The 23,879-nt window shown below is 64.9% G+C and carries 25 protein-coding genes; 8 read left to right on the top strand and 17 right to left on the bottom strand.

Annotated elements, in window-relative coordinates:
* Positions 1 to 46: 46 nt before the first annotated feature.
* The 3 genes from ygfZ to JG743_RS23925 all read left to right on the top strand — a co-directional run bounded on the left by ygfZ (position 47) and on the right by JG743_RS23925 (position 3,749).
* Positions 47 to 907, top strand: a complete 861-nt coding sequence (ygfZ, locus tag JG743_RS23915) for a CAF17-like 4Fe-4S cluster assembly/insertion protein YgfZ (protein ID WP_202293176.1) — start codon at positions 47 to 49, stop codon at positions 905 to 907.
* Positions 907 to 1,545, top strand: coding sequence for a YfbR-like 5'-deoxynucleotidase (locus JG743_RS23920; RefSeq protein ID WP_202293177.1), 639 nt, complete (start codon positions 907 to 909; stop codon positions 1,543 to 1,545). The genes ygfZ and JG743_RS23920 overlap by 1 nt, the downstream gene beginning before the upstream one ends.
* A gap of 65 nt (positions 1,546 to 1,610) precedes the next feature.
* Positions 1,611 to 3,749, top strand: coding sequence for a putative bifunctional diguanylate cyclase/phosphodiesterase (locus tag JG743_RS23925; protein ID WP_202293178.1), 2,139 nt, complete (start codon positions 1,611 to 1,613; stop codon positions 3,747 to 3,749).
* Positions 3,750 to 3,759: 10 nt separating this feature from the next.
* On the opposite strand, the gene JG743_RS23930 is transcribed toward JG743_RS23925, so the two are convergent.
* A complete protein-coding gene (locus JG743_RS23930) occupies positions 3,760 to 4,650 on the bottom strand; it encodes a fatty acid desaturase family protein (RefSeq protein ID WP_202293179.1) in 891 nt (296 codons plus the stop codon).
* Between the two features lie 110 nt (positions 4,651 to 4,760).
* Between JG743_RS23930 and JG743_RS23935 the strand changes: the two genes are divergently transcribed.
* A complete protein-coding gene (locus tag JG743_RS23935; protein WP_202293180.1) occupies positions 4,761 to 5,693 on the top strand; it encodes a LysR substrate-binding domain-containing protein in 933 nt (310 codons plus the stop codon).
* A gap of 13 nt (positions 5,694 to 5,706) precedes the next feature.
* On the opposite strand, the gene JG743_RS23940 is transcribed toward JG743_RS23935, so the two are convergent.
* From JG743_RS23940 to JG743_RS23960, 5 genes are all read right to left on the bottom strand, one after another.
* A complete protein-coding gene (locus JG743_RS23940; protein ID WP_202293181.1) occupies positions 5,707 to 5,979 on the bottom strand; it encodes a DUF3303 domain-containing protein in 273 nt (90 codons plus the stop codon).
* 19 nt (positions 5,980 to 5,998) lie between these two features.
* Complete coding sequence (locus JG743_RS23945) at positions 5,999 to 7,462, bottom strand: RimK family protein (protein ID WP_202293182.1); 1,464 nt, start codon at positions 7,460 to 7,462, stop codon at positions 5,999 to 6,001.
* A gap of 4 nt (positions 7,463 to 7,466) precedes the next feature.
* Positions 7,467 to 8,564 (bottom strand): peptidase C39 family protein, encoded by a 1,098-nt coding sequence (locus JG743_RS23950; RefSeq protein WP_202293183.1) that lies wholly within the window; start codon positions 8,562 to 8,564, stop codon positions 7,467 to 7,469.
* Positions 8,565 to 8,771: 207 nt separating this feature from the next.
* Entirely contained in the window at positions 8,772 to 9,563 is a 792-nt protein-coding gene (locus tag JG743_RS23955) for an anti-sigma factor family protein (RefSeq protein ID WP_202293184.1), read from the bottom strand.
* Complete coding sequence (locus JG743_RS23960) at positions 9,560 to 10,078, bottom strand: sigma-70 family RNA polymerase sigma factor (protein WP_202293185.1); 519 nt, start codon at positions 10,076 to 10,078, stop codon at positions 9,560 to 9,562. The genes JG743_RS23955 and JG743_RS23960 overlap by 4 nt, the downstream gene beginning before the upstream one ends.
* Positions 10,079 to 10,295: 217 nt before the next feature.
* On the opposite strand from JG743_RS23960, the gene JG743_RS23965 reads away from it, so the two are divergent.
* Both JG743_RS23965 and JG743_RS23970 read left to right on the top strand, forming a co-directional pair.
* Entirely contained in the window at positions 10,296 to 10,547 is a 252-nt protein-coding gene (locus JG743_RS23965) for a prevent-host-death protein (RefSeq protein WP_202293186.1), read from the top strand.
* Entirely contained in the window at positions 10,540 to 10,935 is a 396-nt protein-coding gene (locus JG743_RS23970) for a hypothetical protein (protein WP_202293187.1), read from the top strand. The genes JG743_RS23965 and JG743_RS23970 overlap by 8 nt, the downstream gene beginning before the upstream one ends.
* Positions 10,936 to 10,945: 10 nt before the next feature.
* Here the strand turns inward: JG743_RS23970 and JG743_RS23975 are convergent, their stop codons facing one another.
* The gene (locus tag JG743_RS23975) at positions 10,946 to 13,693 is read right to left on the bottom strand and encodes a DUF2339 domain-containing protein (protein ID WP_202293188.1); all 2,748 of its coding nucleotides are present in this window, start codon (positions 13,691 to 13,693) and stop codon (positions 10,946 to 10,948) included.
* Positions 13,694 to 13,947: 254 nt separating this feature from the next.
* Here JG743_RS23975 and JG743_RS23980 point away from each other — a divergent pair, with 254 nt between their 5' ends.
* Positions 13,948 to 14,412, top strand: a complete 465-nt coding sequence (locus tag JG743_RS23980) for an NUDIX domain-containing protein (protein WP_202293189.1) — start codon at positions 13,948 to 13,950, stop codon at positions 14,410 to 14,412.
* A 9-nt stretch (positions 14,413 to 14,421) separates the two neighbouring features.
* Here the strand turns inward: JG743_RS23980 and recO are convergent, their stop codons facing one another.
* Positions 14,422 to 15,171 (bottom strand): DNA repair protein RecO, encoded by a 750-nt coding sequence (gene recO / locus JG743_RS23985; protein ID WP_202293190.1) that lies wholly within the window; start codon positions 15,169 to 15,171, stop codon positions 14,422 to 14,424.
* Positions 15,172 to 15,427: 256 nt separating this feature from the next.
* Between recO and JG743_RS23990 the strand changes: the two genes are divergently transcribed.
* Complete coding sequence (locus JG743_RS23990; protein ID WP_202293191.1) at positions 15,428 to 16,228, top strand: CPBP family intramembrane glutamic endopeptidase; 801 nt, start codon at positions 15,428 to 15,430, stop codon at positions 16,226 to 16,228.
* 52 nt (positions 16,229 to 16,280) lie between these two features.
* On the opposite strand, the gene era is transcribed toward JG743_RS23990, so the two are convergent.
* The 9 genes from era to rpoZ all read right to left on the bottom strand — a co-directional run bounded on the left by era (position 16,281) and on the right by rpoZ (position 23,841).
* Positions 16,281 to 17,207, bottom strand: a complete 927-nt coding sequence (gene era, locus JG743_RS23995; RefSeq protein ID WP_202293192.1) for a GTPase Era — start codon at positions 17,205 to 17,207, stop codon at positions 16,281 to 16,283.
* Positions 17,204 to 17,932 (bottom strand): ribonuclease III, encoded by a 729-nt coding sequence (gene rnc, locus JG743_RS24000; RefSeq protein WP_202293193.1) that lies wholly within the window; start codon positions 17,930 to 17,932, stop codon positions 17,204 to 17,206. Before rnc ends, era begins: the two co-directional genes overlap by 4 nt.
* Before the next feature lie 3 nt (positions 17,933 to 17,935).
* A complete protein-coding gene (gene lepB / locus JG743_RS24005; RefSeq protein WP_202293194.1) occupies positions 17,936 to 18,685 on the bottom strand; it encodes a signal peptidase I in 750 nt (249 codons plus the stop codon).
* A 76-nt stretch (positions 18,686 to 18,761) separates the two neighbouring features.
* Positions 18,762 to 19,175, bottom strand: a complete 414-nt coding sequence (acpS, locus tag JG743_RS24010; protein ID WP_202293195.1) for a holo-ACP synthase — start codon at positions 19,173 to 19,175, stop codon at positions 18,762 to 18,764.
* Positions 19,172 to 19,765 carry a DUF2062 domain-containing protein gene (locus JG743_RS24015; protein WP_202293196.1) on the bottom strand — a complete coding sequence of 198 codons (594 nt, stop codon included), beginning with the start codon at positions 19,763 to 19,765 and terminating at the stop codon, positions 19,172 to 19,174. The genes acpS and JG743_RS24015 overlap by 4 nt, the downstream gene beginning before the upstream one ends.
* Positions 19,766 to 20,009: 244 nt before the next feature.
* A complete protein-coding gene (locus JG743_RS24020; protein WP_202293197.1) occupies positions 20,010 to 20,408 on the bottom strand; it encodes a VOC family protein in 399 nt (132 codons plus the stop codon).
* Positions 20,409 to 20,489: 81 nt separating this feature from the next.
* Positions 20,490 to 21,068, bottom strand: a complete 579-nt coding sequence (pyrE, locus tag JG743_RS24025; RefSeq protein ID WP_202293198.1) for an orotate phosphoribosyltransferase — start codon at positions 21,066 to 21,068, stop codon at positions 20,490 to 20,492.
* A gap of 19 nt (positions 21,069 to 21,087) precedes the next feature.
* The gene (locus tag JG743_RS24030) at positions 21,088 to 23,316 is read right to left on the bottom strand and encodes a RelA/SpoT family protein (RefSeq protein WP_202293199.1); all 2,229 of its coding nucleotides are present in this window, start codon (positions 23,314 to 23,316) and stop codon (positions 21,088 to 21,090) included.
* 123 nt (positions 23,317 to 23,439) lie between these two features.
* Entirely contained in the window at positions 23,440 to 23,841 is a 402-nt protein-coding gene (gene rpoZ / locus JG743_RS24035; protein WP_202293200.1) for a DNA-directed RNA polymerase subunit omega, read from the bottom strand.
* Positions 23,842 to 23,879 lie beyond the last annotated feature (38 nt).

Below are 23,879 nucleotides of genomic sequence, written 5' to 3' on the forward strand. Positions count from 1 at the left end.
TACGTAAAGGCCGACCGTTTTGCAAGATCAGGCTCAATTTCCATCCATGCCCTTTGCCCTGCTGAAAGACCGAGCGCTCATTTCCGTGTCAGGCCCGGATGCCGAGCATTTCCTGCAGAACATCCTGACCACCGATCTCGACGCGCTCGCCACCGGCGAGGCGAAGCCCGGCGCCCTGCTGGCGCCGCAAGGCAAGATCCTGTTCGACTTCCTGATCTCGCGGGAGGGCGACAACGGCTTCCGGCTGGAGTGCCGCGCCGACATAGCGGATGATTTCCTGCGCCGGCTGACGTTGTACCGGCTAAGGGCCAAGGCCGAGATTGCCAAGCAGGATCAGGTGCTTGTTACCGTCGCGTGGGGCGATGATTCAACCGCCTCAGATTCCGATTCAATGACGCTCGCCGATACCCGCTTCCGCGACCTCGCGGTCAAGCGCAGCTATGGCGCCGCGGCGGATGGTGGCGACGTCGCCGCATGGCAGGCCCTGCGCATTGCCAACGGCATTGCCGAAAGTGGAACCGACTATCCGCTCGGCGATGCCTTCCCGCATGATGTGCTGCTCGACGAGACCGGTGGCGTCGGCTTCAGGAAGGGCTGCTATGTCGGCCAGGAAGTGGTCTCGCGCATGCAGCATCGCGGCACCGCCAGGCGGCGCGTTCTGATCGCTTCCGCGCAAGCCCCCCTGCCCGGCCCGGGCACGGAATTGACGGTCGCCGGAAGACCGGTCGGCACGCTCGGTTCGACCGCCGGCGCGACTGGCCTTGCGATTGCCCGCATCGACCGCGTCAAGGCGGCGCTCGACGCCGGCCACCCGATCATGGCCGGCGACGTCACTGTCTCGCTCGCCATCCCGCCATTCGCCAAATTCGGCTTTCCCAAGGAAGCCGCCGGCGTGGAGGAGGCCTGATGGCGGCCGATCGCGCCGGGGCGCCGCCGCGCGCCTGGCAGCGCATGCTGTCCGGCCGTCGGCTCGACCTGCTCGACCCCTCACCGCTCGACATCGAAATTGTCGACATCGCGCACGGGCTTGCCCGTGTGGCACGCTGGAACGGCCAGACCAGCGGCGAACATGCGTTTTCGGTCGCGCAGCACTCGCTGCTGGTCGAGGCGCTGTTTTCCGAACTGGTGCCGGCGGCCTCCGCCGACGCGCGGCTGGCGGCGCTGCTGCACGATGCGCCGGAATATGTCATCGGCGACATGATCTCACCGTTCAAGTCGGTGATGGGCGGCTCCTACAAGGAGTGCGAGCTGCGCCTGCAGCACGCCATCCATCTGCGCTTTTCGCTGCCGGCGGACCTGGGGGCGACGTTACGCAAGGAAATCAAGCGCGCCGACCAGATCGCCGCCTACTACGAGGCGACGCTGCTGGCCGGCTTCTCAACCGCGGAAGCGACCGAGTATTTCGGCCGCCCGCGCGGGTTTTCCGCCGAGCGCTTCGATTTCACCCCGCGCTCGGTGACCTGGGCGCAGGCGGCTTTCCTCAAGCGCTTCACGGCGATCGAGGCAAAGCGTCAGGCACCGGTTGCGCTGCATTCGGCCAGTTGAACAAACGCTAAATTAACCGGAGACTACCACAGTAGCCGGTCAGGTCACGGTTCGCAGGCGCGTATATGCCCTTCGCTCACGTCAAGGCTGGTTCGCCCGCGCGCAGGCGCAGAGCGGCAGACATCGGCCCGGCGCGGCGCATCGAGGACGAATTGCGCCAGCAGAATGAGCGCTTCTCGGCCGCTGTCGAAAACATGTCGCATGGGCTGTGCATGTTCGACGCCGACGAGCGGATGATCATCTGCAACCGCAATTACCTCGACATCTTCTGCCTGGATCCCGCGATCGTGCGGCCAGGCATACGCTTCTTCGACATCCTCCAGCACAGCGTCGACATCGGTGTCGCGTCACATAGCGCGGCGGATCTCTATGCCATCCGCAAGCCCTATATCGACGGAGCGAAGCCCTCGACCTATGAGGAAGGGCTGTCGGACGGACGCATCATCGACATCTCGCACCGGCCGCTGGCTTCGGGCGGCTGGGTGTCGATCTACGAGGACATCACCGTGCAGCGGCGCGCCGAGCTGGAGCTGAAGGAGCAGCACCGCCGTTTCGACGCCGCGCTGGCCAACATGTCGCAAGGCCTGTTGATGTATGACGCGGACGGCAAGATGATCGTCCGCAATGAGCGTTTCCTGGAGCTCTACAACGTAACCGCCGCCGACTTTCCGCTGGGGACGACGCATCGCGATGCGCTCGAACGGCTGGTGGAACTCGGGATCTACACGAAGATCGATGTCGACAGCGAGGTCGCCAAGACCGAGGCCTGCCGCAAGGCGGCGAAAATACACTCGACATACCGCCATCTTGCCGACGGCAGGACGCTTCTGGTCACAAGACGGCCGATGAGGGGCGGCTGGGTGGCGACGTTCGACGACGTCACCGAGCGCCAGCTCGTCGAAGAGCGCATGACGCATCTGGCGCATCACGACACGCTGACCAACCTGCCCAACCGCTCGATGTTCCGCGAGCGCCTCGATCAGGCCTTGGGCGAGGCGACGGTCGCGCCGATGGCGATCTTCTCGCTAGACCTCGACCGCTTCAAGGCGGTCAACGACACGTTCGGGCATCCTGCCGGCGACTGGCTGCTGAAATGCGTGGCCGAACGGCTGCAGCGCTGCCTGCGCAATGAGACGGATGTCGTCGCCCGCTTCGGCGGCGACGAATTCGCCATCATCCAGTTCAACGTCAAGGGCGCCGACGACGCCGAAAGGCTGGCCAAGCGTATTGTCGAGGTGATCGGAAAACCCTATCGCGACAAGAGCCGCGACATGCATGTCGGCATCAGCCTTGGCATCGCGCTCTATCCCGACGATGGCAAGGATGCCGACACGCTGCTGAAGAATGCCGACATGGCGCTTTATCGGGGCAAGAGCGAGGGCCGCAACGTCTACCGCTTCTTCGAGCCCGGCATGGATGCCATGGTGCTGGCGCGGCAGGCGCTCGAAACCGACCTCGAGGCCGCGCTGCCGCGGCAAGAGTTCGAGCTGGAGTTCCAGCCGATCATGAACATCGCCTCCGGCGAGGTCGTCGGTGCGGAAGCCCTGATGCGCTGGCATTCGCCGACGCGCGGCCGGGTGTCGCCCGATGATTTCATACCGGCCGCCGAGGAAACCGGGCTGATCGTGCAATTGGGCGACTGGGCGCTGCGGAAGGCCTGCACGGCGGCGGCGGGCTGGCCACATGCGATGCGCATCGCGGTCAACGTCTCGGCCGTGCAGATCAAGAGCGGCACGTTCGCGCGCAGCGTGATCTCGGCGCTGGCCTTTTCCGGCGTGCCGGCCAACCGGTTGGAGCTCGAAATCACCGAGACGGTGCTGATGGACGAGAGCGACACGGTGCTGAAGACGCTCCGCCTGCTGCGCGATCTCGGCATCCGCATCGCACTCGACGATTTCGGCACCGGTTACTCCTCGCTGGGCTATCTCCGGCGCTTCCCAGTCGACAAGATCAAGATCGACCGCTCCTTCATCCGCGACATCGACAACCGCGACACCGCGGCGATCGTGCGCGCGGTGATCGGGCTTGGCGCGCAGCTCGGCATCACCGTCACCGCCGAAGGCGTCGAGACCGAAGCGCAGCTCGACATGCTGCGCGAGGCCGGCTGCGTGGAGGCGCAGGGCTATCTGATCGGCGTGCCATCGAAAGCGGCGGAGATCAACCGGCTGCTGAGAACGGGGACGGCGCTGCGCCAGTCGGGATAAGCGGGAGCGCTCAGTGCAGCGTCTCGATGTACTTTTCGTGGAAGCGGACATAGCCGGGCTCGATCACCTTGAGATGGCGCTCGATCAGCCTGTGGAACTCCGGCAGTTGATGGAACGGCACGCCGGGATAGGCGTGATGCTCGGCATGAAAGGGCATGTTCCAGGCGACCTTGCGCACCAGCCAGTTGGTCAGCGTCGTCCTGGTGTTCTCCAGCATGTTGGCAACCATCGGGCAACGGCCGTGCTCGGCCAGCAGATAGAGCCTGAGGAACGGCTGTCCGAGCAACGCCGGCACGATCCAGACATAAAGCAGCACCGTTGCCTTGAACCAGAACGCGAGCAGCAGCACGGCGGCGTATAAGGCGATCATAGCGCGTGCCTCGGCGCGCACCTTCGGCCGCCCCTTCGGCGGCACGTAGCTCTCCTGGCTGCCGCCACTCGCGTTTGAGTAGAGCGTCTTGAAATGGGCCCACCACACCGGCAGGCCCGAGACGTGGACAACGTATTGCCGCAAAGTCTCGGGCTTCGGGAAGGCGAGTTCCGGATCGTTGTCCGGGTCCTGGGTGAAGCGGTGATGGGCGAAATGGAAATAGCGGAACCAGTCGGCAGGCAACGCGATCGCCAGGCTGCAGAGACGCGCGACGGCATCGTTCAGTCGCTGCGTCTCGAAGGCGGTGCGATGCACCGTCTCATGCAGCAGCGTGAACAGGAAGACGATCAAAATGCCTTGCGGCAGCATCAACAACGGCCAGAACGGCACCTTGGCGGCGATCAGGCCGCCGAGCAGCAGGATCGCGCCGAAATGGGCAGCGAACTGGATGAGGCCCGGCCCGTCCGACTTGCCGGTCAGGCGACTGCGCTCCTCGTTCGTCAGCGAAGCGATGACGTCGCGATGATCCATTGCTCATTCCAGTTGCTTGAGTTCGGTGAGTCACAATAACCAACAAGAAACCTTTCTTAAAACGAGGATTTATGCAAAATAGATAAGCTGACCTTATCTATCGGATCATCATGGCCGCGCTACCGTCGCTGAAAGGACTGCAGGCCTTCGAGGCTGCGGCGCGCACGGGCAGCTTTGCCGCGGCGGCGGAAGAGCTGTCGATCTCGGCGGCCGCAGTCAGCCAGCTCATCCGCACCGTCGAGGAGCAGATGGGCCGCAAGCTGTTCCATCGCGTCAACCGGCGCGTCGTGCTGAGCGAAGCCGGCGTGGAGATGCTGCCGAGGCTGAGCATGGCCTTCCAGGAGATCGGCAGCGTCGCGCGCGAAGTCGGCGGCGACGCATTCCGCCCCAGGCTCGTCGTGTCGGTGCCGCCATCCATGGCGATGGGCTGGCTTTCCGAGCGCCTTGCAGGCTTCGTCGCCGGCCACGGCGCCGTCGACATCTCGCTCAGAGGCGACGACGATCCGGTACCGTTCGAGCGCGAGCTGATCGACATCAGGCTCTCCTACGGCCCACACTATCGCGAGCATCCGACCGAGGACATCGTCAGGGACGCCGTCTACCCTGTCTGCGCGCCGGCGCTCGCCGTAGCGATCAAGCGTGAAGGCCTCGCTAGCCTGCCGCTGGTCCACACGGACTGGGGCCCGACCGGCGCCTCCTTTCCGTCCTGGCGCAACTGGTTCGAGGCGGCGGGGATCGATCCAGGCCGGTCGGTGCGGCGCGGCCTTTCGGCAAACTCGTCGCGGGCCGCGCTCGATCTCGCCGTTTCAGGGCTGGGCGTGGCGCTCAGCCAGGGCGTCTACTGCGCCGCGGCACTGGAGGACGGCAGGCTGGTCCGGCCCGTCGCCCACGCGATCGAGCTGCGCCAACCCTATTGCCTGACGATACCGGAGCGAAGCGCCAGGCGAGACGTGGTGGCCGCGTTTCGCGAATGGCTGATCGCGGAATGCGTCCGCGCCGTCAAATCGCCGGCGCTGACCGCTACGGCATCCAACGGTCGGTGACGGCAGGCGCCGCTCAGAGGTGCCCGCTCAATGCCGCGACCATGTCCTTGCTGGTCGCCACGGGAACGATCTCGAACTCCACCAGGTCCGCCCATTCGACGACCCAGCGCTGCAGAAGCGTGACGTCGTCGGCCTCCACCAGCAGGAAGCAGCGGCTCATATCGGCAGGGATCCAGCTGTGGTGGACGACAAGCTCGTCCGGCTTCAGCCGGCCGCGGTCGCGGAAGCGGCGGTAGATCTCCTTGCGGTCGCAGCCGTGAAAATCCTCGATCACGAAAAACAGCATGCCTATCCTCAATTCGGATCTATCGCCCCGGCCGCTCCAGTCGGTCCAGGAACCACTGCGTCAGCCGCACCCAGACCTCGTCCTTCTCGCCGGAATCCTCCCAGCCGTGGTCGAGATTGGGATTGTCGTTGACCTCGATGACGAAGACGCCGTCCTTGGTCTCCTTGAGGTCGACGCCGTAGAGGCCGTCGCCGATGCAGCGCGCCGCCCTCACCGCCGTCTCGACGACATGGGGCGGCGTCTCCTTCAGCGTGAAGGTCTTGATGCCGCCCTGGTCGGGCTTGCCGTTGGCCTTGTGGTTGACGATCTGCCAGTGCTTCTTGGCCATCAGATAGTGGACGGCAAACAGCGGCTGGCCGCCGAGGACGCCGACGCGCCAGTCATATTCGGTCGGGATGAATTTCTGCGCGATCAGGAGGTCGGAATCCTCCAGCCACTCCGTCGCGAGCCGCGTCAATTCCTGGAGGTTCTCGCATTTCTTGACGCCGCGCGAGAAGGAGGAATCGGGGATTTTCAGCACCAGCGGGAAGCCCAGCGTCTGCGCCGCGACTTCGAGATCCGAAGTGCCGGCGATCATCACCGTCGGCGGCACCGGCACCTTGTTGTAGGTCATCAGCTCGTTGAGATAGACCTTGTTGGTGCAGCGGATCATCGACAAAGGATCGTCGATGACGGGCATGCCTTCCTGTTGCGCCCGACGGGCGAAGCGGTAGGTGTGGTTGGAGATCGAGGTGGTCTCGCGAATGAACAGCGCGTCGTAGTTGGCGAGCTTGGCCAGGTCCTTCCTGGTGATCGGCTCGATTTCGACCCCCATCTTCTCGGCGATCCGCGCCCAGTAGCGCAGCGAGGAAATCTCGGACGGCGGCAGTTCCTCATGCGGGTCGACCAGCGTCGCGAAGGTGTAGCGCGCCGGCGTGCGGCCCTTTGTGTCGCGCCATTCGCGGTTGGTGTAGGTCTCCAGGCACTGCAGGAAGAAGGCATCCTCCTCGTCGGTCATGCGGGCGAGCGGCAGGAAGCCGATCTTGCGGATCGAGGCCCATTCGGCGCTGTCCTTGATGTGGACTTCCAGCGCCGGCGCGCGGAACCAGTCGAAGAGCAGCTTGGCGAAACGGTCCCACACCTTGGAGGGGCCAATGCCGAAGAAGATGGCGACCTTGGCCGGGAAGACGCCGCCGAGATCCTTGCGGCATTTGTTGAGCGCAAGCTCCAGCTCGGGCAGCGCATGCTCATAGAGCTTGCGCTCCGACAGGTCGATCATGGTCTCGACCGTCGGGATCACCTTGTGGCCGCGCGAGCCGGCGAGCAGCGAGGCATAGTAGCCGCGGCTCTGGTAGCCGTAATTGTTCGAAAGGTTGATGACCTTCGGCCGCTGGCCGCGAAACAGCGAGGGATGGGCAAGATAATCACGGTTGGTGATGATCTTGTGCGGCGTCGCCACCTGGTCGAGGTCGTTCTGCCTTCCGGTAAGGATGACCCAGGTCATGTCTTCAGCGCTTCCCCAGAATGATGGCCGCACGCAGTCCGTCACGGCCGAACTGCGCCATGTTCATGAAGATGCCGTAAGGCACGGGAATATTGGCCGCATCAAGGATCGTCTCCTGCCGCTCGTCCTCGACCCAGGGATCGTGGATCAGGATATGGTCGCCGTCGTCGCCGATCGCCAGCACCCAGTGCGGAACCTTCTTGCCGAACATCAGGAAGCCGCTGATCAGCACCAGCACCAGCTTGCCTCCGGCGAGCGCGTCGCGGATGTCGTCGAGGGCGAATGGACGGTAATTCACCGGGATGCCGTAAAGTTCCGCGCGGCGGCGGAAGTCGACCTGGGCAAGCTCCATCACCCGGCGCTTGTCCTGGCTGCGCACCGACTGCAGGAACAGCGCGCCATAGAAGGAGACGAATATCTCCGCAGCGAGCCCGCTCTCATAGCCGGCCACAGCCAGGCCGAACGGCTCGCAGCCGCCGGGCCCCGACATCATGAAGACGGTGGTGGCCTCGCGCCACAGGCGGATTTCCATAACCGGGTCGGGCACGAAGCCATGGTCGAAATTGGCCATCGCCATCATCAGGCAGCATGGGCCGCAGGTGAACTCGCAGGTCTGCGGATAGAACGGGACCATGGTGGCGATCGGAACGTCGCCGCGCAAGGTCTTCTCGTAGCGCAGCGCGGTGGCGCCGTCCTCGTAGTAGTCCGGCTCGCGGCCAATCTTGCGGTAGCCGGCCTGCTCGTAGACGCGGATGGCGCGATGATTGTCCTCGCGCACTTCGAGGCGCAGCATCATGCGGTCGTGCTCGAAGGCCGCCTCCTCCGCGGCCGCCAGGAGCTGGCGGCCGATGCCGAGCTGGCCGAAGAAGGGACCGACGGCGATGGAATAGAGACGGGCGACGCCGCTGCCCTTGCGGAACAGCACCACGGCATAGCCGGCGACGCGGCCATCGCTTTCGGCGACCAGCATCTCGGCGGTCTCGCGCTCGATCAGCTGGCGGAAGGAGCGGCGCGACATGCGGTCGCTTGAAAAGACGGCCTTCTCGATGGCGGCGAGGTCATCGACGTCGGACACGCGGGCCTTGCGGATCTCGGCAGGCATGCGGGCTTCAGAAAACCTCGATTGGGTTGTGGAAACGGCCCCGGTCGAAACATCGGTATACCGGCGCAATCACCGGTATTCGTCAAGCGCTATCGCACCTCGATTAGGGCCGAATTGTGACAGGTTGAATAGTGGTCCAATGCTGAAAGAGCTCTGTACTGGCCCGCTGTTTTCGCAATGGCGCCGATGTCAGAAAAACGCAGGTTTTCAACTGGCAAGGCCGGCCAGAAGTTGGCCGTAGGCGCTCTTGGCGACGGCGGCCAGGCGCTCGCGCGGCAGCGAGCCGACGACGGCGCAGCCATAGCCCTTGTCCAGCCAGTAGACGGCTTCGGGACCATCGGCCTCGGCCGTGTAGGTGCCCTTGGACTTGCCGGCCGATTCGGCGGTGACGAACAGCGAGATGCGCTCGCCGCTGGCGTCCTCGTAGAGCAGCATCGCCGCTTTGCCCTGGCCGGCCGGCAGCAACCGGCCGCCGACGAGCTGGAAGCCCTCGGCCTCCAGATCGGGCGCGACCAGCCTCAGGCCGACGCGGTTGGAGAGCCAGGTCTGCAGATGGTCCTTGTCGCTGGCCGGCACCTCGACCGCATGGCGCTTCTCGGCGGCATAGATGACGTGGGCGGCGATCGCCTGTTCGGCCAGCAGGTCCTCGCTTTCATTTCCCCTGCCGATACCATCAATGCCGGCGACATAGCCGGCAAGCCCGCCGATCACCAGCACGGCGGCGGCCGCCGCCGAAAGCCACCAGCGTGAACGCAAGGCGGATGCCCTCACCGTCGTCTCGCCAAACACGGCCTGCTTGAGGCGCGCCGGCACCGGTTCGTCGAGCACGCCGGCAAAGGCGGCGCGAAGGGCCGCCCGGTCGGCGACGAAGCGGGCGCTCCTTGCCTTCATTTCGGGATTGGCCTCGAGCCAGGCGTCATAGGCCATGCGCTCCTCGCCAGGCAGCTCGCCGTCGAGGGCCATGTGGATGTCGCGTTCGGTGAAGTCGCGCCGGGTCATTTCTCGACGATCCTTATCGAGCGGCGGCGTGCCGTGTCGTCGAGCAGCCCGCGCAGTTCCTCGCGCCCGCGCGCGATGCGTGACATGAGCGTGCCGGCCGGCACGCCGAGGATGTTGGCCGCCTCGGCATAGGAGAAGCCTTCGATCGCCACCATGACCAGGGCCGCGCGGCGATCGGGGCTGATCGCCTGCAAGGCATCGATGATCTCGCGCGAGGCGATGCTCTCGACCTGGTCGGCGGGAGCGGCCTGCGCCTCGCCTGCCTCGAGCGGCAGCATTGCCGCCTCGCCGCGTCGGTTCACCTTGCGCATCTGGTCGATGAACAGATGATGCATGATCGTAAACAGCCACCTCCTGGGGCTTTCTCCCGTCTGCCAGTTGTCGAGCCTGACCAGAGCCCGCTCGAGGCAGTCCTGGACGAGATCGTCGGCGGAATCACGGTCGCGCAACAGCGAGCGCGCGTAGCGGCGCAAACGCGGTATTTCGCCAAGGATCGCTGCCTTCTTTTCGTCCATGACCGCTGGTTTCGAGGTCGTTTCCCATTCCGATTGAACGCGCCTTTCCGGCGCGGCGCAAGCAGCCAGCGCGAAGCGGCCTACCGCTCCGGTTACCCAAGCAGAGGTATAACGCACGCGGGTGCCGGTTTATTCCCGGATCCGCGGCAGAGAGCAAATCGATTGCTCAATTACGTAAAATATGCACAGTATGTAAAATACGTACGAGGATCGTTCGATGAAGCAATTCACCTTTTCAGACATGAACCGGGCGTCCGGCGAAATTCTCGAAACGGCAATGATCGAGCCTGTCGCTCTCACAAAGCGCGGCAAGGAGAAGCTGATCATCCTGTCAGCTACCCAATATCGGCAACTCGTCGGTTCGCCCCATGCCGTCGCCTACACGCTTGAGGACGCGCCGGACGATATCCACGACGAACTCATGTCCGGGTTGGAGGCCATCACAACTGACGACGAGTCGGATGCTTAAGCCCGGCGATTTGCTCCGGTATTATTATCTGTGGGCACGGCAGGCTGACACAGGCGAGGAATCCGGTCGCAAAGCGCGGCCTGTCTGCATTGTGGTCCGAACGCCGGCAACGCCTGCCGCGCTATTCTTGTTCCCACTCACCTCGCAAAAGCCCGACCTGTCCCGCGCGAATATTGCCATCAGCGAAATCGAATGCCGAAGGGGTGGGCTCGATTTTCCGTCATGGTTGATCCTCGACGAGTACAACCGGGTACAGGTTGATGAAGCCTATGATCTCGTGACCACGAAGCCAATCGGCTCTTTCAGCCCGGCATTTGTCCGCAAGATCGCGGTCCTCATCAAAGAGGCAGTAGCGCAACGCCGCGTGCGTGGCGTCGTCCGAAAATAGCAAGCGATCGTCAGCTCTCCTTCGCCGCCCGCGTCAAGAGCCGCTGGTAGAACAGGCCGATGCCGATCAGCACGGCGCCGAGGCCGATGAAGGAGAGCGCCCGCAGCACCCCTTCTAGCTCCGACATGTCGAACAGGAAGACCTTGAGCACCGCGACGGCGATCAGCACGGCCGAGGCGATGCGCAGCACCTGCGATTTCAGCCAGACGCCGGCGGTAAGCAGTGCCACGCCGATGGCCAGCCAGAGCGCCGAATAGGTGTAGGTCTCCACCTGGCCGAGCCCGCTCCACAGACCGATGAACTCGCCCTTGAACAGCCGCCTGACCGACAGCGTCGCGTAGGCGAAGGCGAGCAGGGACGCGACCAGCGCCAGCATCTGCGCATACCATTTCGGCCGCTTATCCCTCGCGTAAAGTGCCAGTCCCCCGGCGGCGACGGCCGGCAGGAGATAGGCGAGGAACAGGAGGTTGAACACTGGGATCGCCCCGGTCGATTCGTCGGTGAACAGCGGGTTCAGCACCACGAAATGCCGCACGGCGATGAAAGCGACGGAGAGCACGCCGACTGCCATCGAGCCGTAGCGCAGCACCGAGCTTGGCGAGCGCATGTCGATCGCGACCAGGATGGCGCCGGCACCTATGGCGATCAGGGTGTAGATCGCCTGCTCGGCGAGCGTGACCGTGCCGGTGTCCAACACACCGCCATGCATGGCGTGGCGCACCAATATGGCGAGCGTGAGCAGCGCGAAAAGCGCTGCTCCCGCTTCCATGGCAAGGCGCGGTCGGCCATCGGTGGTACGGGCAAGCTGCCAGGCGGCGAAGCCGAAGGCCAGCGCCGGCACGCCGTAGCCCGGCAGCAGCCAGTTGAAGACCGGCGTCGTCGACAGGGCCGTGGCGCCGACGATGGTCGGGTCGTAAGCGACGCGGCCAAGCGTTGCGATGACGGCGCCGACCGAAATCCAGCCGAGCACCGGATAGGAGCGCTGGCGCGTGGCGAGCGCCGGCACCATGGCCGCGGCGCCGACAAGCACCGTCGTCCAGCCGGAGCCGAACGCCATGTGCAGCATCAACAGGCCGGCGATGGCCGCGCCGCCGAGCGCGAAGGAGACGGCGGCGTCGCCCTTGAGTGGCGGCTGTTCAGCGCGCGCAATCCATTCGCCGCCCGCGGCGAAAGCCACGACCAGAAGCGCCGCGGCTGCGGCGTAAAGGAAGTCGCGGTCGAGATTGCCGAAGGTGAACCACAGCGCCGTGAGCACGACCAGCGGCACAATCACGCCCCAGGCCGCCCAGGACGCCGACCGGATCCGCGCGGTTGCCACCCATTTGCGCGCGGCCCAGAAGCCGGCGGCGATGAAAAGCAGGCCGAGCCCGATACCGATGTTGCGCGTCAATTGATCGGACACCACCACCGGCTGGCCGTCGAAGCCGAGGCTGCCACCGACGATATCGGAGCCAATGGAGGTCGGCGGAATGATGCCTAGATAGATCATCGCCGTCACCAGGCCGGCGGCATGGAGAAGCGGCAGCGCGCGGGGGCGATAAAGCGCCACTGCCAGCATCGCTGCAAGGACGGCGGCGCCCGCCAGGGCGTCCCCGGCGACAGTGAAGGCCGGGTCGACCGAAAGCCCCAGCGCCGAAAGCCCGATGAAGACGGCTGGCGCGATCGACGGCCAGTCGAAACCGCCGGCGGATTCCGTCTCGGCGCCACGAACGCCCAGCCAAATGAAGGCGAGCACGGCCAGGGTCGCGGCATCGATGAACAGGATGGCCGAGAGGTTCGCTGCGGGCGCGTTGGCCATGTAGAGGATGGTCCAGATGCCGGTGCCGACGAAGGCCGCCGCGACGAGCGCCTTCCAGTCGCGCAGGCGGGCAATCGCCGCGGTGGCGGCCAGCACGATAGCCAGATAGACGAACAAGGCCCAGGGATTGGGCGCCTGCGAGGAGACGAGCGCCGGGGTCACCATGGCGCCGACGAGGCCGATGCCGGCCAGGGCCAGGCCGTGGACCAGGCTCGCAGCGATCGTGGCAACGCCGATGGCGCCAAGAAGCGTGAAGGCCAGGGCCGGACCGATGAAGCCGTAAATGCCATACGCGGCATAGACGGTACCAAACAGGATGAAGGCGCCGGCCGCCGTCAGGATCGCCGGGATATAGGCGCCGGCGGCGCCCTGCACCGGCACCTTGAAGCCGGTGCGGCGGATGAATTCGCCGCCGCCGACCAGCACCAGGCCGAGGACGCCGGCCATGGTGAGGCGCACGCCAGGGCCGAAAATGCCAGCCTCGATCGTGTAGCGGATGAGGAACAGGCCGCCCAGCGCCAGAGCGATGCCGCCGACCCAGACTGCCCAGCGAGTGCCGAGCGCGGTCTCGACGTCGGTCTGCCTGGCGGCCTTCGCCGGTTGCGCCGCCTCGGCCGGGCCGGCCGCAGGCTCTGCCGCTTGCGGCGGCGCCTCATCCTTGGCCCACGGTCCGGACACCACTTCACCGCTGGCAGCCGCGGCCTCGGCCGGCGCTTCGGCGGCCGCTTCGCCCGTTGCCGGAGGAGCCACGCCGGCGACTTCCGCCGTTTCTGCCTCGGCCGGCTTGCCGTCGGCTGTCGCCTGCTCCAAGGGTTTTGCGGCAAATGGCGAGGCGCCGGAAAGCACGAGGCTGCGCAGAGCGCCAAGCTCGCGCTCGATCAGGCCGATGCGGCTCTGCTGGCGCGAGATGATGACGAACAGGGCGATGATGGCGGCAAGGCCGATCAGGCTCTCAAACATGGCGGTTCCCCCAAACCAGGCCGGTTGTCACTGACAATTGCGGCGGCCAGACGGCCGGTTCCTCCAGGCAAACGCGCCGCCGGATCGGCGACAGCAAAGATCGAGCATGTTTCAGGACCAAATGCCAGCAACTTGCAGCCTTTATCCAATGCCGCGGTGTCTAAGCGGCCAATAATGGGCTTGCACGGCGAGGTCGCGTGCCACGTGCCGAAAGTACTCGTGCTATCCTAAGCCGAATTTGATGAGGATGATCGATGCCGCAACGAAGCGCGGGCCTGCTGATCTACAGGCTCACCAGCGGTTTTTTCGAATTTCTGCTGGTCCATCCCGGCGGGCCGTTCTGGGCAAGGAAGGACGAAGGGGCGTGGTCGATCCCCAAGGGGCTCATCGACGAGAACGAGGACGAATTGGCGGCCGCGCGGCGCGAGGCCGAGGAGGAACTCGGCGTCGCCATCGACGGAGATTTCCAGCCGCTCGGCAGCTACCGGCAACCGGGCGGCAAGATCGTGACGGCGTGGAGCGTTGAATCGGACGTCGATACGGACGCCGTCAAAAGCAATTTTTTTACCATGGAATGGCCGCCCAGGTCAGGCTCCAGGAAGGAATTTCCTGAAGTCGACAAAGCCGGCTGGTTTTCATTGTCCGAGGCCAGGCTGAAGATCCTCAAAGGCCAGCGCGCCATGCTCGACGATTTCATGGAGCGGAGAAACGCCGGTTAGCTGCCAGCGCTACCCTCCGCCGATTTCTTTGAGCGAGGCATGATGCCGGCGCAGCGCGGCGAGAAAGCCGGCGCGGGCATCGGGCGGCTCGATGCCGCGTGGCTCATAGACATGGCGGGTGAAGAAGAAGCCAGTCAGCCGGAAGGCATCCTCGAGCGCCGCCTGGTCGGCGCGGGGGCCCGAACGCTGCAGGAAGGCCGGCAACGCCAGCATCTTGTCGTGCCAGGGGGCGCCCGCCTCGCGCGATACGGCGCGGCCGGATTTCGGCGAGACATAGGCGAGGTCCTGCCTGGAGCCGGTCGCCGCGCACTGGCTGAGATCGAGGCCGAAGCCGAGCTCGTCGAGGATCAGCAGCTCGAAGCGCGCCACCAGCTCGCCCGCCGCATCGGCATCGTCGAGATGGGCGATCATCACTGCAAGCGTCTCGTAAAGCGCGCCATGGGCGTCGCGCTCGGGCAAAAGCCGGAGATGCGCGGCCATGGTTTGCAGGCCGTAGACGGCGACGGCGCTGTCCATCAGCCGGGCGGCGTTCATCTCGATCGCCTCGGCCTGGAAGGTGCCGAGATGCTCGTCGAGGCGCGCCCGCCATAAAAGATCGACGCGGTTGCCCGGCTGCAGCACCGGCTGCTGCTTGCGCGAGCGGCCGCCGCGCACCAGACCGAGATGGCGGCCATGGGCGCGCGTCATCACCTCGAGGATGGCGCTGGTTTCGCCATGCTTTCGGGTGCCGAGAATGATTCCCTCGTCGCGCCATTCCATGATGGGAGCTTTTCACCGGTTGGGTGGCGAAATCAAGCTTGGACCGGGCCGGGCACGCAGAGTGCTGCCAACAGCAAATATCGGAAAACCTTCAGAAAGCGATCGGGATTCTTGGACCGAACAGGCGCCATGTAGGGGCGCGTTGACCGGTGGCCGGCGTTATCAGCCGGAACGGTCCGGCCGGTCTTATGCTGATGTGTCGACCTCCCGGGCAGGCGGCCTCTCGCAACCAATCAGCCCGACGAGAGGACCTGACATGACTTCCTTCCTGAGCCTGGTGCGGACGCACCAGCTGCCCGCGTTCTTTTCGCTGGCGCTCGGCCTGACCTGGCTGGCGTTCATCCCCTTCTGGCTCTCCGGCGGCGACAGCATTCCCTGGTTCACTTTCGGGCCGATGGTCGCCGGTTTCACTGTCGCGGCGATCGCCGGAGGCTGGGGATCGGTCAAGCCTATCCTCGCCTCCATGGTGAGATGGCGGGTCCGCGCGTTCTGGTATCTGGTGGCGTTCGGACTGCCTTTCGGGGCACAGCTTGCCTCGATCCTGATCAATCCGCTGTTCGGCGCGGCCGCACCCGCCTGGGGCAATATTCCGCCGTTCTCTGAGATACTGCCGATCATCGGCCTCTATGCGATCTTCAGCGGACCGCTCGGCGAGGAACCCGGCTGGCGCGGTTTTGCAACGCCGCGCCTGCTCGCCGGTCACTCGGCGCTGGCCGGCAGCCTGATCCTCGGCGTGATCTGGGCGATCTGGCATTTCCCGCTCGGTCTGGTCGGCGACCTCAGCCTCTACAGCACGATCAACGTCGTCCTGGCCGGCATCGTCTTCACCTGGCTCTACCAGAACACCGGCAGCGTGCTTCTCGCCATTCTGATGCACGTCACGCACCAGAACAGTGTGCGCTTCCTTGGCAAGGTGTTCCTCGACGACGATTACATCCAGCAGCAGTGGATCGGGGTCGCGATCTGGGCTGTCATTGCGGTGGCGATTGTCGCCTACTACGGCACCGAGAGCTTCGTGCGCCGACCCAAGGCAGAGCTTTCCGTCGCCGCTGCCTGAGGCAGATAAGCAAACAAACGCGGCGCCCTCCCCGGGGCGCCGCGTTCTTGCTTCAGTGCGGAAATTCCAGGCCCATCTCGCGATAGCGCTCTGGGTCGTCGCCCCAGTTCTCGCGGACTTTGACGAACAAGAAGAGATGCACCTTCTGCTCGAGGATGCCTGCGATCTCCATGCGCGCGGCCTGGCCGATAGCGCGGATCGTTTCGCCCTTGTGGCCGAGAACGATCTTCTTCTGGCTGTCGCGCTCGACATAGATGACCTGTTCGATGCGCACCGAACCGTCCTTCTTCTCTTCCCATTTCTCGGTCTCGATATGGGAAGAATAGGGAAGTTCCTGATGCAGCCGCAGGTAAAGTTTCTCGCGGGTGATCTCGGCCGCTAGCTGGCGCATCGGCAGGTCGGAGATCTGGTCTTCCGGGTAGTACCAGGGCCCGGCCGGCAAGGTCTCGGCGAGGTAGTCGAGCAGATCCTTGCAGCCGGAGCCGGTCAGCGCCGAGACCATGAAGGTGCGCTTGAACGGCACGCGCTCATTCGCTGTCGCCGCCAACGCCAGGAGAGTCTCCGGCTTGACGCGGTCGACCTTGTTGAGGACCAGAAGCATCGGCTGCCGCACATCCTTCAGTCTGTCGAGGATGGCATCGGCGTCGCCGCGGATACCACGCTCGGCATCGATCAGGAGCACCACGACATCGGCGTCCTTGGCGCCGCCCCAGGCGGTCGTCACCATCGCCGTGTCAAGCCGCCGCTTCGGCTTGAAGATGCCGGGCGTGTCGACGAAGACGATCTGCGCATTCTCATGCGTGGCGATGCCGCGCACGATGGCGCGGGTGGTCTGCACCTTGTGGGTGACGATCGACACCTTGGCGCCGACCAGCTGGTTGACCAGCGTCGACTTGCCGGCATTGGGCGCGCCGATCAGCGCAACGAAGCCGGAATGCGTCGCGGAGGCCTCGCCCGCCGGTGCCGCGTCTTCGCTCATGCCGCACTTCCTTCATTCAGCCAGATACCTTCGCGCAGCAGCAGCGCCGCAGCCGCTGCCTGCTCGGCCTCGCGCTTGGAGCGGCCGCTGCCGATGGCAGGAGCGAACTGGCCGACCTTGACGCTGACAGTGAACAGCGGATCGTGGTCCGGCCCCTCGCGGCCGTCGATGCGATAGGCCGGCGTGGCGCCCGCCGCTGCCTGGTGCGCCCATTCCTGCAACTCGGTCTTGGCGTCGCGGCGGGCGGCGCCTATCGCCTGCGAGCGCGGCCGCCAATAGCGGTCGATGAAAGCGCGGGCCACCGCCAGGCCGCCGTCGAGATAGAGCACGGCGATCAGCGATTCCAGCGCGTCGGCGCGCAGGTTGACGCGCTTGCGCCCCTCGAGGCCGCGCACATCCGAGCCGGCGCGGATCAATTCCGGAAGGCCGATCTCCTCGGCGATCTCGGACAGCGCCTCCGCATTGACCAGGGCGTTCAGCCGCAGCGACAGCTCGCCCTCGGCCGCGTTCGGGAATGCCGCGAGCAGCATGTCGGCCACGACGAGGCCAAGCACGCGGTCGCCGAGGAATTCGAAGCGTTCATAGTCGACGCCGGCATGGCTCGAGCGGGCGCTGGCATGGGTCAGCGCCCGCTGCAGGCGCTGGCGGTCGGCAAAGGCATGGCCGGTGCGCTGCATGAGCGCCTCGGCGAGCGCATCGGCGGTAAGCCGCTTGGTTGTCGCCATCACCTAGCTGACGAAATGGAACAGGCGCGCGGCCCGCATCAGCGACGGCCACTTCCAGATCTCGAGCGGGCTGGCGCCATCGGCGATCGAGAAGAAGATGATGTTGGCGCGGCCGACCAGATTCTCTTCCGGCACGAAGCCGACGGTGAAACGGCTGTCGGAGGAATTGTCGCGGTTGTCGCCCATCATGAAATAATGGCCGGGCGGCACGTCGAACTCGCGCGTGTTGTCGCCGATCGAGTTCGGCGTCAGGTCGAGCGTGTCATAGGTGATGCCGTTGGGCAGCGTCTCACGATAGACATCGACCGGACGATCCACCTCGGTGATGTCGGGGTTGTCGATCTGGCCGACCTTTGCGCGCGGCACGCCGACACCGTTGATGAAGAGCTGGCCGTCCTTGACCTGGATCTTGTCGCCGGGCAGGCCGATGACGCGCTTGATGTAGTCGATGGACGGGTCCGGCGGGAACTTGAACACGACGACGTCGCCGCGCTTCGGCTCGGAGCCCCAGATGCGGCCCGAGAAGATGTCGGGGCCGAACGGCAGCGAATAGCGCGAATAGCCATAGGACCATTTGGTGACGAAGAGATAGTCGCCCTCGAGCAAGGTCGGACGCATCGAACCGGACGGGATTGAGAAGGGCTGGAACAGGAAGGTTCGGATGACCAGCGCGAGCAGCAGCGCCTGAATGATGACGCTGACGGTTTCGCCAAGCCCGCCGGATTTCTTCTCGGATTTTTCAGCCACGCTCATGTCGTCCTCGATTGTGCGTTGGTTGGTATAGAGTCTCGGCGCGCGCTGGGCAACGTCAGCCGGAGGTCAGAAGCAATCAATGTGGCGCTTCTTCGGCGGGCAACGCCTCGATGATCACAAAGGCTTGAGCGAGCGGGAAATCGTCGGTGATGGTGAGGTGGATCGCCGCCTTGTGTCCCTTCGGCAGAATCTTGTCCAGCCGCGCCGCTGCGCCGCCGGTCAAGGCCATGGTCGGCTTGCCGCCCGGTAGGTTGACGACGCCCATGTCGCGCCAGAAGACGCCATGCGCCAGACCGGTGCCCAGCGCCTTGGCGCAGGCCTCCTTGGCGGCGAAGCGCTTGGCATAGGAGGCCGCGCGTGCCGCGCGGTTCTCCGAGCGCGCCTGCTCGACCTCGGTGTAGATGCGCTGGATAAAGCGCTGGCCGTGCCGCTCCAGCGACTTCTCGATGCGTCTGATGTCGATCAGGTCGCTGCCAATGCCGATGATCATTCCGCGGGGACTTCCCGTCCGCCGTGTCCAGCGTGCGTGGCCTTGCGCGCCCTTTCGGCCATGCGCTTCTTGCGCCGCTCGCGAAAGACGGTCATGCCCCATCGGGTGATGCCGTAGAAGAACAGGCCGAAGACGAGGCCGAGCGGCACCGCGCCAATCAGCATCGGCTCCAGCACCGGATGCCACAATTTCGCGAACGAAAGCGTGTGCATCATTTCCCCAAGGTGCTCAGGCGGCCCATTCTTGGGCAGGCGCTCATGCAGGATGAGCTTGCCGGTCTCCCAAGACGCACCCCAGAGCAGCGGAAAGGTGAGCGGATTGCCGAAGAACACCGCGCCGAGGGCGGCAGCCACCAGATTGCCGGCGATGACCCAGCACAACACGGCGGCAATGATGAAGTGGAAGCCGAGCGGGAAAAACGAAGCAAACACGCCGGCCGCGACGCCAGCGGCGACGGCATGCGGAGTGGCCTTCAGCCGCAGGATACGCTTCGAAAAATACTGCACCGAGCGCGAGAACGAGCGGCGCGGCCACAAATAGGTACGCACCCGCTCGAAAAGGCCATCAGGCTTGCGGCGTCGAAAAAGCACTCAGTTCCGGTTCCTAGTACCCAACATCAGCTGTTCCGGCGACCCTGAGCCGGCAGGCGAAAGCCATATCTTGCGCTTCGAGGCCGGCTGAAGGCAACAGCGACTTTGATATAGCGACGCGCCAGCCTAAGGACAACGCTGGCGATGCCACATGCGTCGCACCCGCCATACGGCCAGCGTCTCGGGACATCGAGCATATTAGAAACACGGCGGATTTGTGGAGGCGGCGCCTTCACACTTCGGCTCAAGCCCCTCCGGTCTTGCCGGAACCGTATTCACTGACCTCGACCAGGTTGCCGTCCGGATCGCGGAAATAGACCGACAGCATCGGCCCGCGCGCGCCGATGCGCTCGACCGGCCCGACCTCGATGACGACATCGTTGGCCGCAAGGCTGGCGCAGATCTCGGCGAGCGGCCTTGCCGCGACGAGACAGAAGTCGCCGGAGCCCGGCGTCGGCGCCTTGGCCTTCGGCTCGAAGGTGCGGCCGACCTCGTGCAGGTTGATCTTCTGCGATCCAAACAAAAGCGCCGTCGGCCGGTTCGACTGGTCCAAGCGTCGCAGACCGAGCACACGCTCGTAGAAGGCGCAGGTCGCTTCCACCGAGCGGACCGTCAGCACGAAATGGTCGATGCCGGCGATCATCGCAGCGCCGCGGTCAGCGGACGTCGCTGCCGACGAGAGTCAAGCGACGCGCCCAACTGCTTGTTTCCATGCATGGCGAGATCAGATGTTGCGGCTGCCGGGCTTGACGGCCGGGATTGCGGCAAGCTCGGGTGGCAGCCGGTCGGCCGGATAGGCCGGAACCTCATATTCGGCGAGCGCAACCAGCGGCACGCCGACATCAGTCTTGCCGGCCGAGCGGTCGATGATGCAGGCGGCCGCCGCCACCTCGGCGCCGAGCTCGCGCAGGCATTCGATTGTCTCTCGGATCGACAGCCCGGTGGTGACGATGTCCTCGACGATGACGACACGCGAGCCCTTTGCGATCTCGAAACGGCGCAGCCTGAACTCGCCCCCTTCCCGCTCGACCCAGATTGCCGGCACGCCGAGATGGCGCGAGGTCTCGTAGGCGGGGATCAGGCCGCCGATGGCCGGGCCGACGACATAATCGATCCGGCCGGGCACCGCCTTGCGGATCTTCTCGGCCAGCGCCTTGCACAGGCGTTCGGTCTTGTCGGCGTGCATGAAGACCCTCGCCTTCTGCAGGAAGACCGGACTGCGCAAGCCCGACGTCAGGATGAAATGCCCTTCCAGGACGGCGCCCGCCTCGCGGAAAATGCCCAGCACTTCATCGGTGTTCATTCCATCCCCCAGCGGTAGCTTAACCGTTCACGCGTCGCGCATCGCTGACGCTCGAATTGTCCTTGAGCTGCGACAGCAGCCGGTTGAGATGCTTCAGATCCCAGACCTCAAGATCGATCAGCATTTCGGTGAAGTCGGGCGCGGTGCGCACCATCGACAGCGTATGGATGTTGGCATCGTTCGCGGCTACGACCTGGGCGATGTCGGCGAGCGAACCCGGCGCGTTGATGGCAGTGACCGAAATGCGTGCCGGGAAGCGCTCCTTGGTCCGCTCGTCAATGTCCCAGCGCACATCGATCCAGCGCTCAGGCTGGTCGTCGAAGGCCTGCAGAGCTGGCGACTGGATCGGGTAGATGGTGATGCCGGTGCCCGGCTGGATGATGCCGACGATGCGGTCGCCAGGCACGGCGCCCTCCGGCGCGAAGCGAACCGGCAGATCGCCACGCACGCCGCGGATCGGAACTGCGCCATCGCGCGGCTGGTCCTTGTCCTTGCGCGCGGCGCGGCCCGGCATCTGGAACAGCATGCCAGCGGCGTTGCGGATCTTCGACCAGCCTTCCTCGCGCTGTTTGGGAGCGGCGACGGTGACGCGCTCGTCCTTGTAGTCGGGGAACACCGCCTTCATGACATCGGTCGAGGCTAGTTCGCCACGCCCGACAGAGGCCAGCACGTCTTCTATGTCCTTGCGCGCCAGCCGGTGAAGCACCGGCTTCAGGCTCTCCTTGGTGAAGTTCTTGCCGGCGCGCTCGAAGGCGCGCTCCAGGATGCGGGCGCCAAGCCCGGAATACTGCTTGCGGATCGCATTCTTGGTGGCGCGGCGAATGGCGGCCCGCGCCTTGCCGGTGACGACCACCGATTCCCAGGCCGCCGGCGGCACCTGCGCCTTGGAGCGGATGATCTCGACCTCATCGCCGTTCTTCAACTCCGTCATCAGCGGCATGATGCGGCCATTGACCTTGGCGCCGACGCAAGTGTCGCCGACATCGGTGTGGACGGCATAGGCGAAGTCGATGGGGGTGGCGCCGCGCGGCAGCGCGATCAGCATGCCCTTGGGCGTGAAGCAGAACACCTGGTCCTGGAAGAGCTCCAGCTTGGTGTTTTCGAGGAAGTCTTCCGGGTTGTCGCCCTCGGCCAGCTGCTCGATGGTGCGCCGCAGCCAGGCATAGGCGTTGGTCTCCTTCGAAATGGCATGGCCGGCGCCATTCGTCTTGCCACCGGTGTCCTTGTAGATCGAATGGGCGGCGACGCCGTATTCAGCGATCTTGTTCATCTCGCGGGTGCGGATCTGCAATTCGACGCGCTGGCGCGACGGGCCGACGATGGTGGTGTGGATCGAGCGATAGTCGTTCTGCTTCGGCGTCGAGATGTAGTCCTTGAAGCGGCCTGGCACCATCGACCAGGTGGTGTGGATGGCGCCGAGCGCGCGGTAGCAGTCCTCGACCGAGTCGACGACGACGCGGAAGCCGAAGATGTCGGAAAGCTGCTCGAAGGACAGCGCCTTGGCCTCCATCTTGCGGAACACCGACCACGGCTTCTTCTGCCGGCTCTTCACGCCGGCCTTGATCGCATGCTTTTCGAACAGCGCCGACAACGACTTCTCGATCTCCGAGAGAACACCCTTGTTGCGCTCGAAGATCTCGGCCAGCCTCGCGGTGACGGCGCGATAGGCTTCCGGATTGATGTAGCGGAAGGCGATCTCCTCCAGCTCCTCGCGCATGCCCTGCATGCCCATGCGGCCGGCGAGCGGCGCATAGATGTCCATCGTCTCCTCGGCGATGCGCAGGCGCTTGGCTTCCGGCACATGGTCGAGGGTGCGCATGTTGTGAAGGCGGTCAGCAAGCTTGACGAGCAGCACGCGCACGTCCTCGGAGATCGCCAGCAGGAGCTTGCGCAGGTTCTCCGCCTGCTCGGCTTTCTTGGACACGAGGTCGAGCTTCTTGAGTTTCGTCAGACCCTCGACCAGCTTGCCCATTTCCGGGCCGAACAATTCGTCGATCTCGGCCCTGGTCGCGGTGGTGTCCTCGATCGTGTCATGCAGCAGGGCGACGGCGATCGTCGCCTCGTCCATGTGCATCTCGGTGAGGATGGCGGCGACTTCGAGCGGGTGCGAGAAATAGGGATCGCCGGAGGCGCGCTTCTGGTGACCATGCTTCTGCATGGCGTAGACATAGGCCTTGTTGAGCAGCGCCTCGTTGACGTCAGGCTTGTAGCGCTGGACGCGCTCGACAAGCTCATACTGACGCATCATGGGCGGGATCTCGCGGTGCTGAAATGAATCATGCGCCGCACTGGCGTGCGGCGCATGTCATAGATAGCCACGAAACTGCCGATACGGAAGTGCCGGATGCTTGATCCAGGCAATTCCAAGAGCTTAGTAGTCGTCGCTCTTTTCCGGCGGCACCAGGCCTTCGATGCCGGCCAGAAGGTCTTCCTCGGTCATGCGGTCGAAAGCGATGTTGTCCTCGGCATCGTCGGCATCGGTCGCCGCGACGGCAACACCGGTCTGGTCCGCGATCACCTCGCCGTCAGCTTCCGGCTCGTCGACCTCGACATGCTTCTGCAGCGAGTGGATCAGGTCTTCCTTGAGATCGTCGGGCGACAGCGTCTCGTCGGCGATCTCGCGCAGCGCGATCACCGGGTTCTTGTCGTTGTCGCGCGGGACGGTGATCTGCGCGCCCTGGCTGATCTGACGGGCGCGGTGGCCGGCCAGAAGCACCAGTTCGAAGCGGTTGTCGACCTTGTCGATGCAATCTTCAACGGTTACGCGGGCCATGAATTGCCCCTTTCATGCGATGGATTTGATGGAAAACA

Source organism: Mesorhizobium sp. 131-2-1, assembly GCF_016756535.1.
Lineage (GTDB): Bacteria > Pseudomonadota > Alphaproteobacteria > Rhizobiales > Rhizobiaceae > Mesorhizobium.

What these genes read in the sequence shown, in the direction of transcription:
- rpoZ (WP_202293200.1), bottom strand. Translation starts at nt 23,841, where the DNA reads ATGGCCCGCGTAACCGTTGAAGATTGCATCGACAAGGTCGACAACCGC.
- JG743_RS23940 (WP_202293181.1), bottom strand. Translation starts at nt 5,979, where the DNA reads ATGCTGTTTTTCGTGATCGAGGATTTTCACGGCTGCGACCGCAAGGAG.
- pyrE (WP_202293198.1), bottom strand. Translation starts at nt 21,068, where the DNA reads ATGAACACCGATGAAGTGCTGGGCATTTTCCGCGAGGCGGGCGCCGTC.
- JG743_RS23980 (WP_202293189.1), top strand. Translation starts at nt 13,948, where the DNA reads ATGCCGCAACGAAGCGCGGGCCTGCTGATCTACAGGCTCACCAGCGGT.
- JG743_RS23990 (WP_202293191.1), top strand. Translation starts at nt 15,428, where the DNA reads ATGACTTCCTTCCTGAGCCTGGTGCGGACGCACCAGCTGCCCGCGTTC.
- JG743_RS23935 (WP_202293180.1), top strand. Translation starts at nt 4,761, where the DNA reads ATGGCCGCGCTACCGTCGCTGAAAGGACTGCAGGCCTTCGAGGCTGCG.
- JG743_RS23920 (WP_202293177.1), top strand. Translation starts at nt 907, where the DNA reads ATGGCGGCCGATCGCGCCGGGGCGCCGCCGCGCGCCTGGCAGCGCATG.
- rnc (WP_202293193.1), bottom strand. Translation starts at nt 17,932, where the DNA reads ATGGCGACAACCAAGCGGCTTACCGCCGATGCGCTCGCCGAGGCGCTC.
- JG743_RS23925 (WP_202293178.1), top strand. Translation starts at nt 1,611, where the DNA reads ATGCCCTTCGCTCACGTCAAGGCTGGTTCGCCCGCGCGCAGGCGCAGA.
- era (WP_202293192.1), bottom strand. Translation starts at nt 17,207, where the DNA reads ATGAGCGAAGACGCGGCACCGGCGGGCGAGGCCTCCGCGACGCATTCC.
- JG743_RS23970 (WP_202293187.1), top strand. Translation starts at nt 10,540, where the DNA reads ATGCTTAAGCCCGGCGATTTGCTCCGGTATTATTATCTGTGGGCACGG.
- JG743_RS23945 (WP_202293182.1), bottom strand. Translation starts at nt 7,462, where the DNA reads ATGACCTGGGTCATCCTTACCGGAAGGCAGAACGACCTCGACCAGGTG.
- JG743_RS23965 (WP_202293186.1), top strand. Translation starts at nt 10,296, where the DNA reads ATGAAGCAATTCACCTTTTCAGACATGAACCGGGCGTCCGGCGAAATT.
- JG743_RS23955 (WP_202293184.1), bottom strand. Translation starts at nt 9,563, where the DNA reads ATGACCCGGCGCGACTTCACCGAACGCGACATCCACATGGCCCTCGAC.
- JG743_RS24020 (WP_202293197.1), bottom strand. Translation starts at nt 20,408, where the DNA reads ATGATCGCCGGCATCGACCATTTCGTGCTGACGGTCCGCTCGGTGGAA.
- JG743_RS24030 (WP_202293199.1), bottom strand. Translation starts at nt 23,316, where the DNA reads ATGATGCGTCAGTATGAGCTTGTCGAGCGCGTCCAGCGCTACAAGCCT.
- ygfZ (WP_202293176.1), top strand. Translation starts at nt 47, where the DNA reads ATGCCCTTTGCCCTGCTGAAAGACCGAGCGCTCATTTCCGTGTCAGGC.
- acpS (WP_202293195.1), bottom strand. Translation starts at nt 19,175, where the DNA reads ATGATCATCGGCATTGGCAGCGACCTGATCGACATCAGACGCATCGAG.
- JG743_RS23975 (WP_202293188.1), bottom strand. Translation starts at nt 13,693, where the DNA reads ATGTTTGAGAGCCTGATCGGCCTTGCCGCCATCATCGCCCTGTTCGTC.
- JG743_RS23950 (WP_202293183.1), bottom strand. Translation starts at nt 8,564, where the DNA reads ATGCCTGCCGAGATCCGCAAGGCCCGCGTGTCCGACGTCGATGACCTC.
- JG743_RS23960 (WP_202293185.1), bottom strand. Translation starts at nt 10,078, where the DNA reads ATGGACGAAAAGAAGGCAGCGATCCTTGGCGAAATACCGCGTTTGCGC.
- recO (WP_202293190.1), bottom strand. Translation starts at nt 15,171, where the DNA reads ATGGAATGGCGCGACGAGGGAATCATTCTCGGCACCCGAAAGCATGGC.
- JG743_RS23930 (WP_202293179.1), bottom strand. Translation starts at nt 4,650, where the DNA reads ATGGATCATCGCGACGTCATCGCTTCGCTGACGAACGAGGAGCGCAGT.
- lepB (WP_202293194.1), bottom strand. Translation starts at nt 18,685, where the DNA reads ATGAGCGTGGCTGAAAAATCCGAGAAGAAATCCGGCGGGCTTGGCGAA.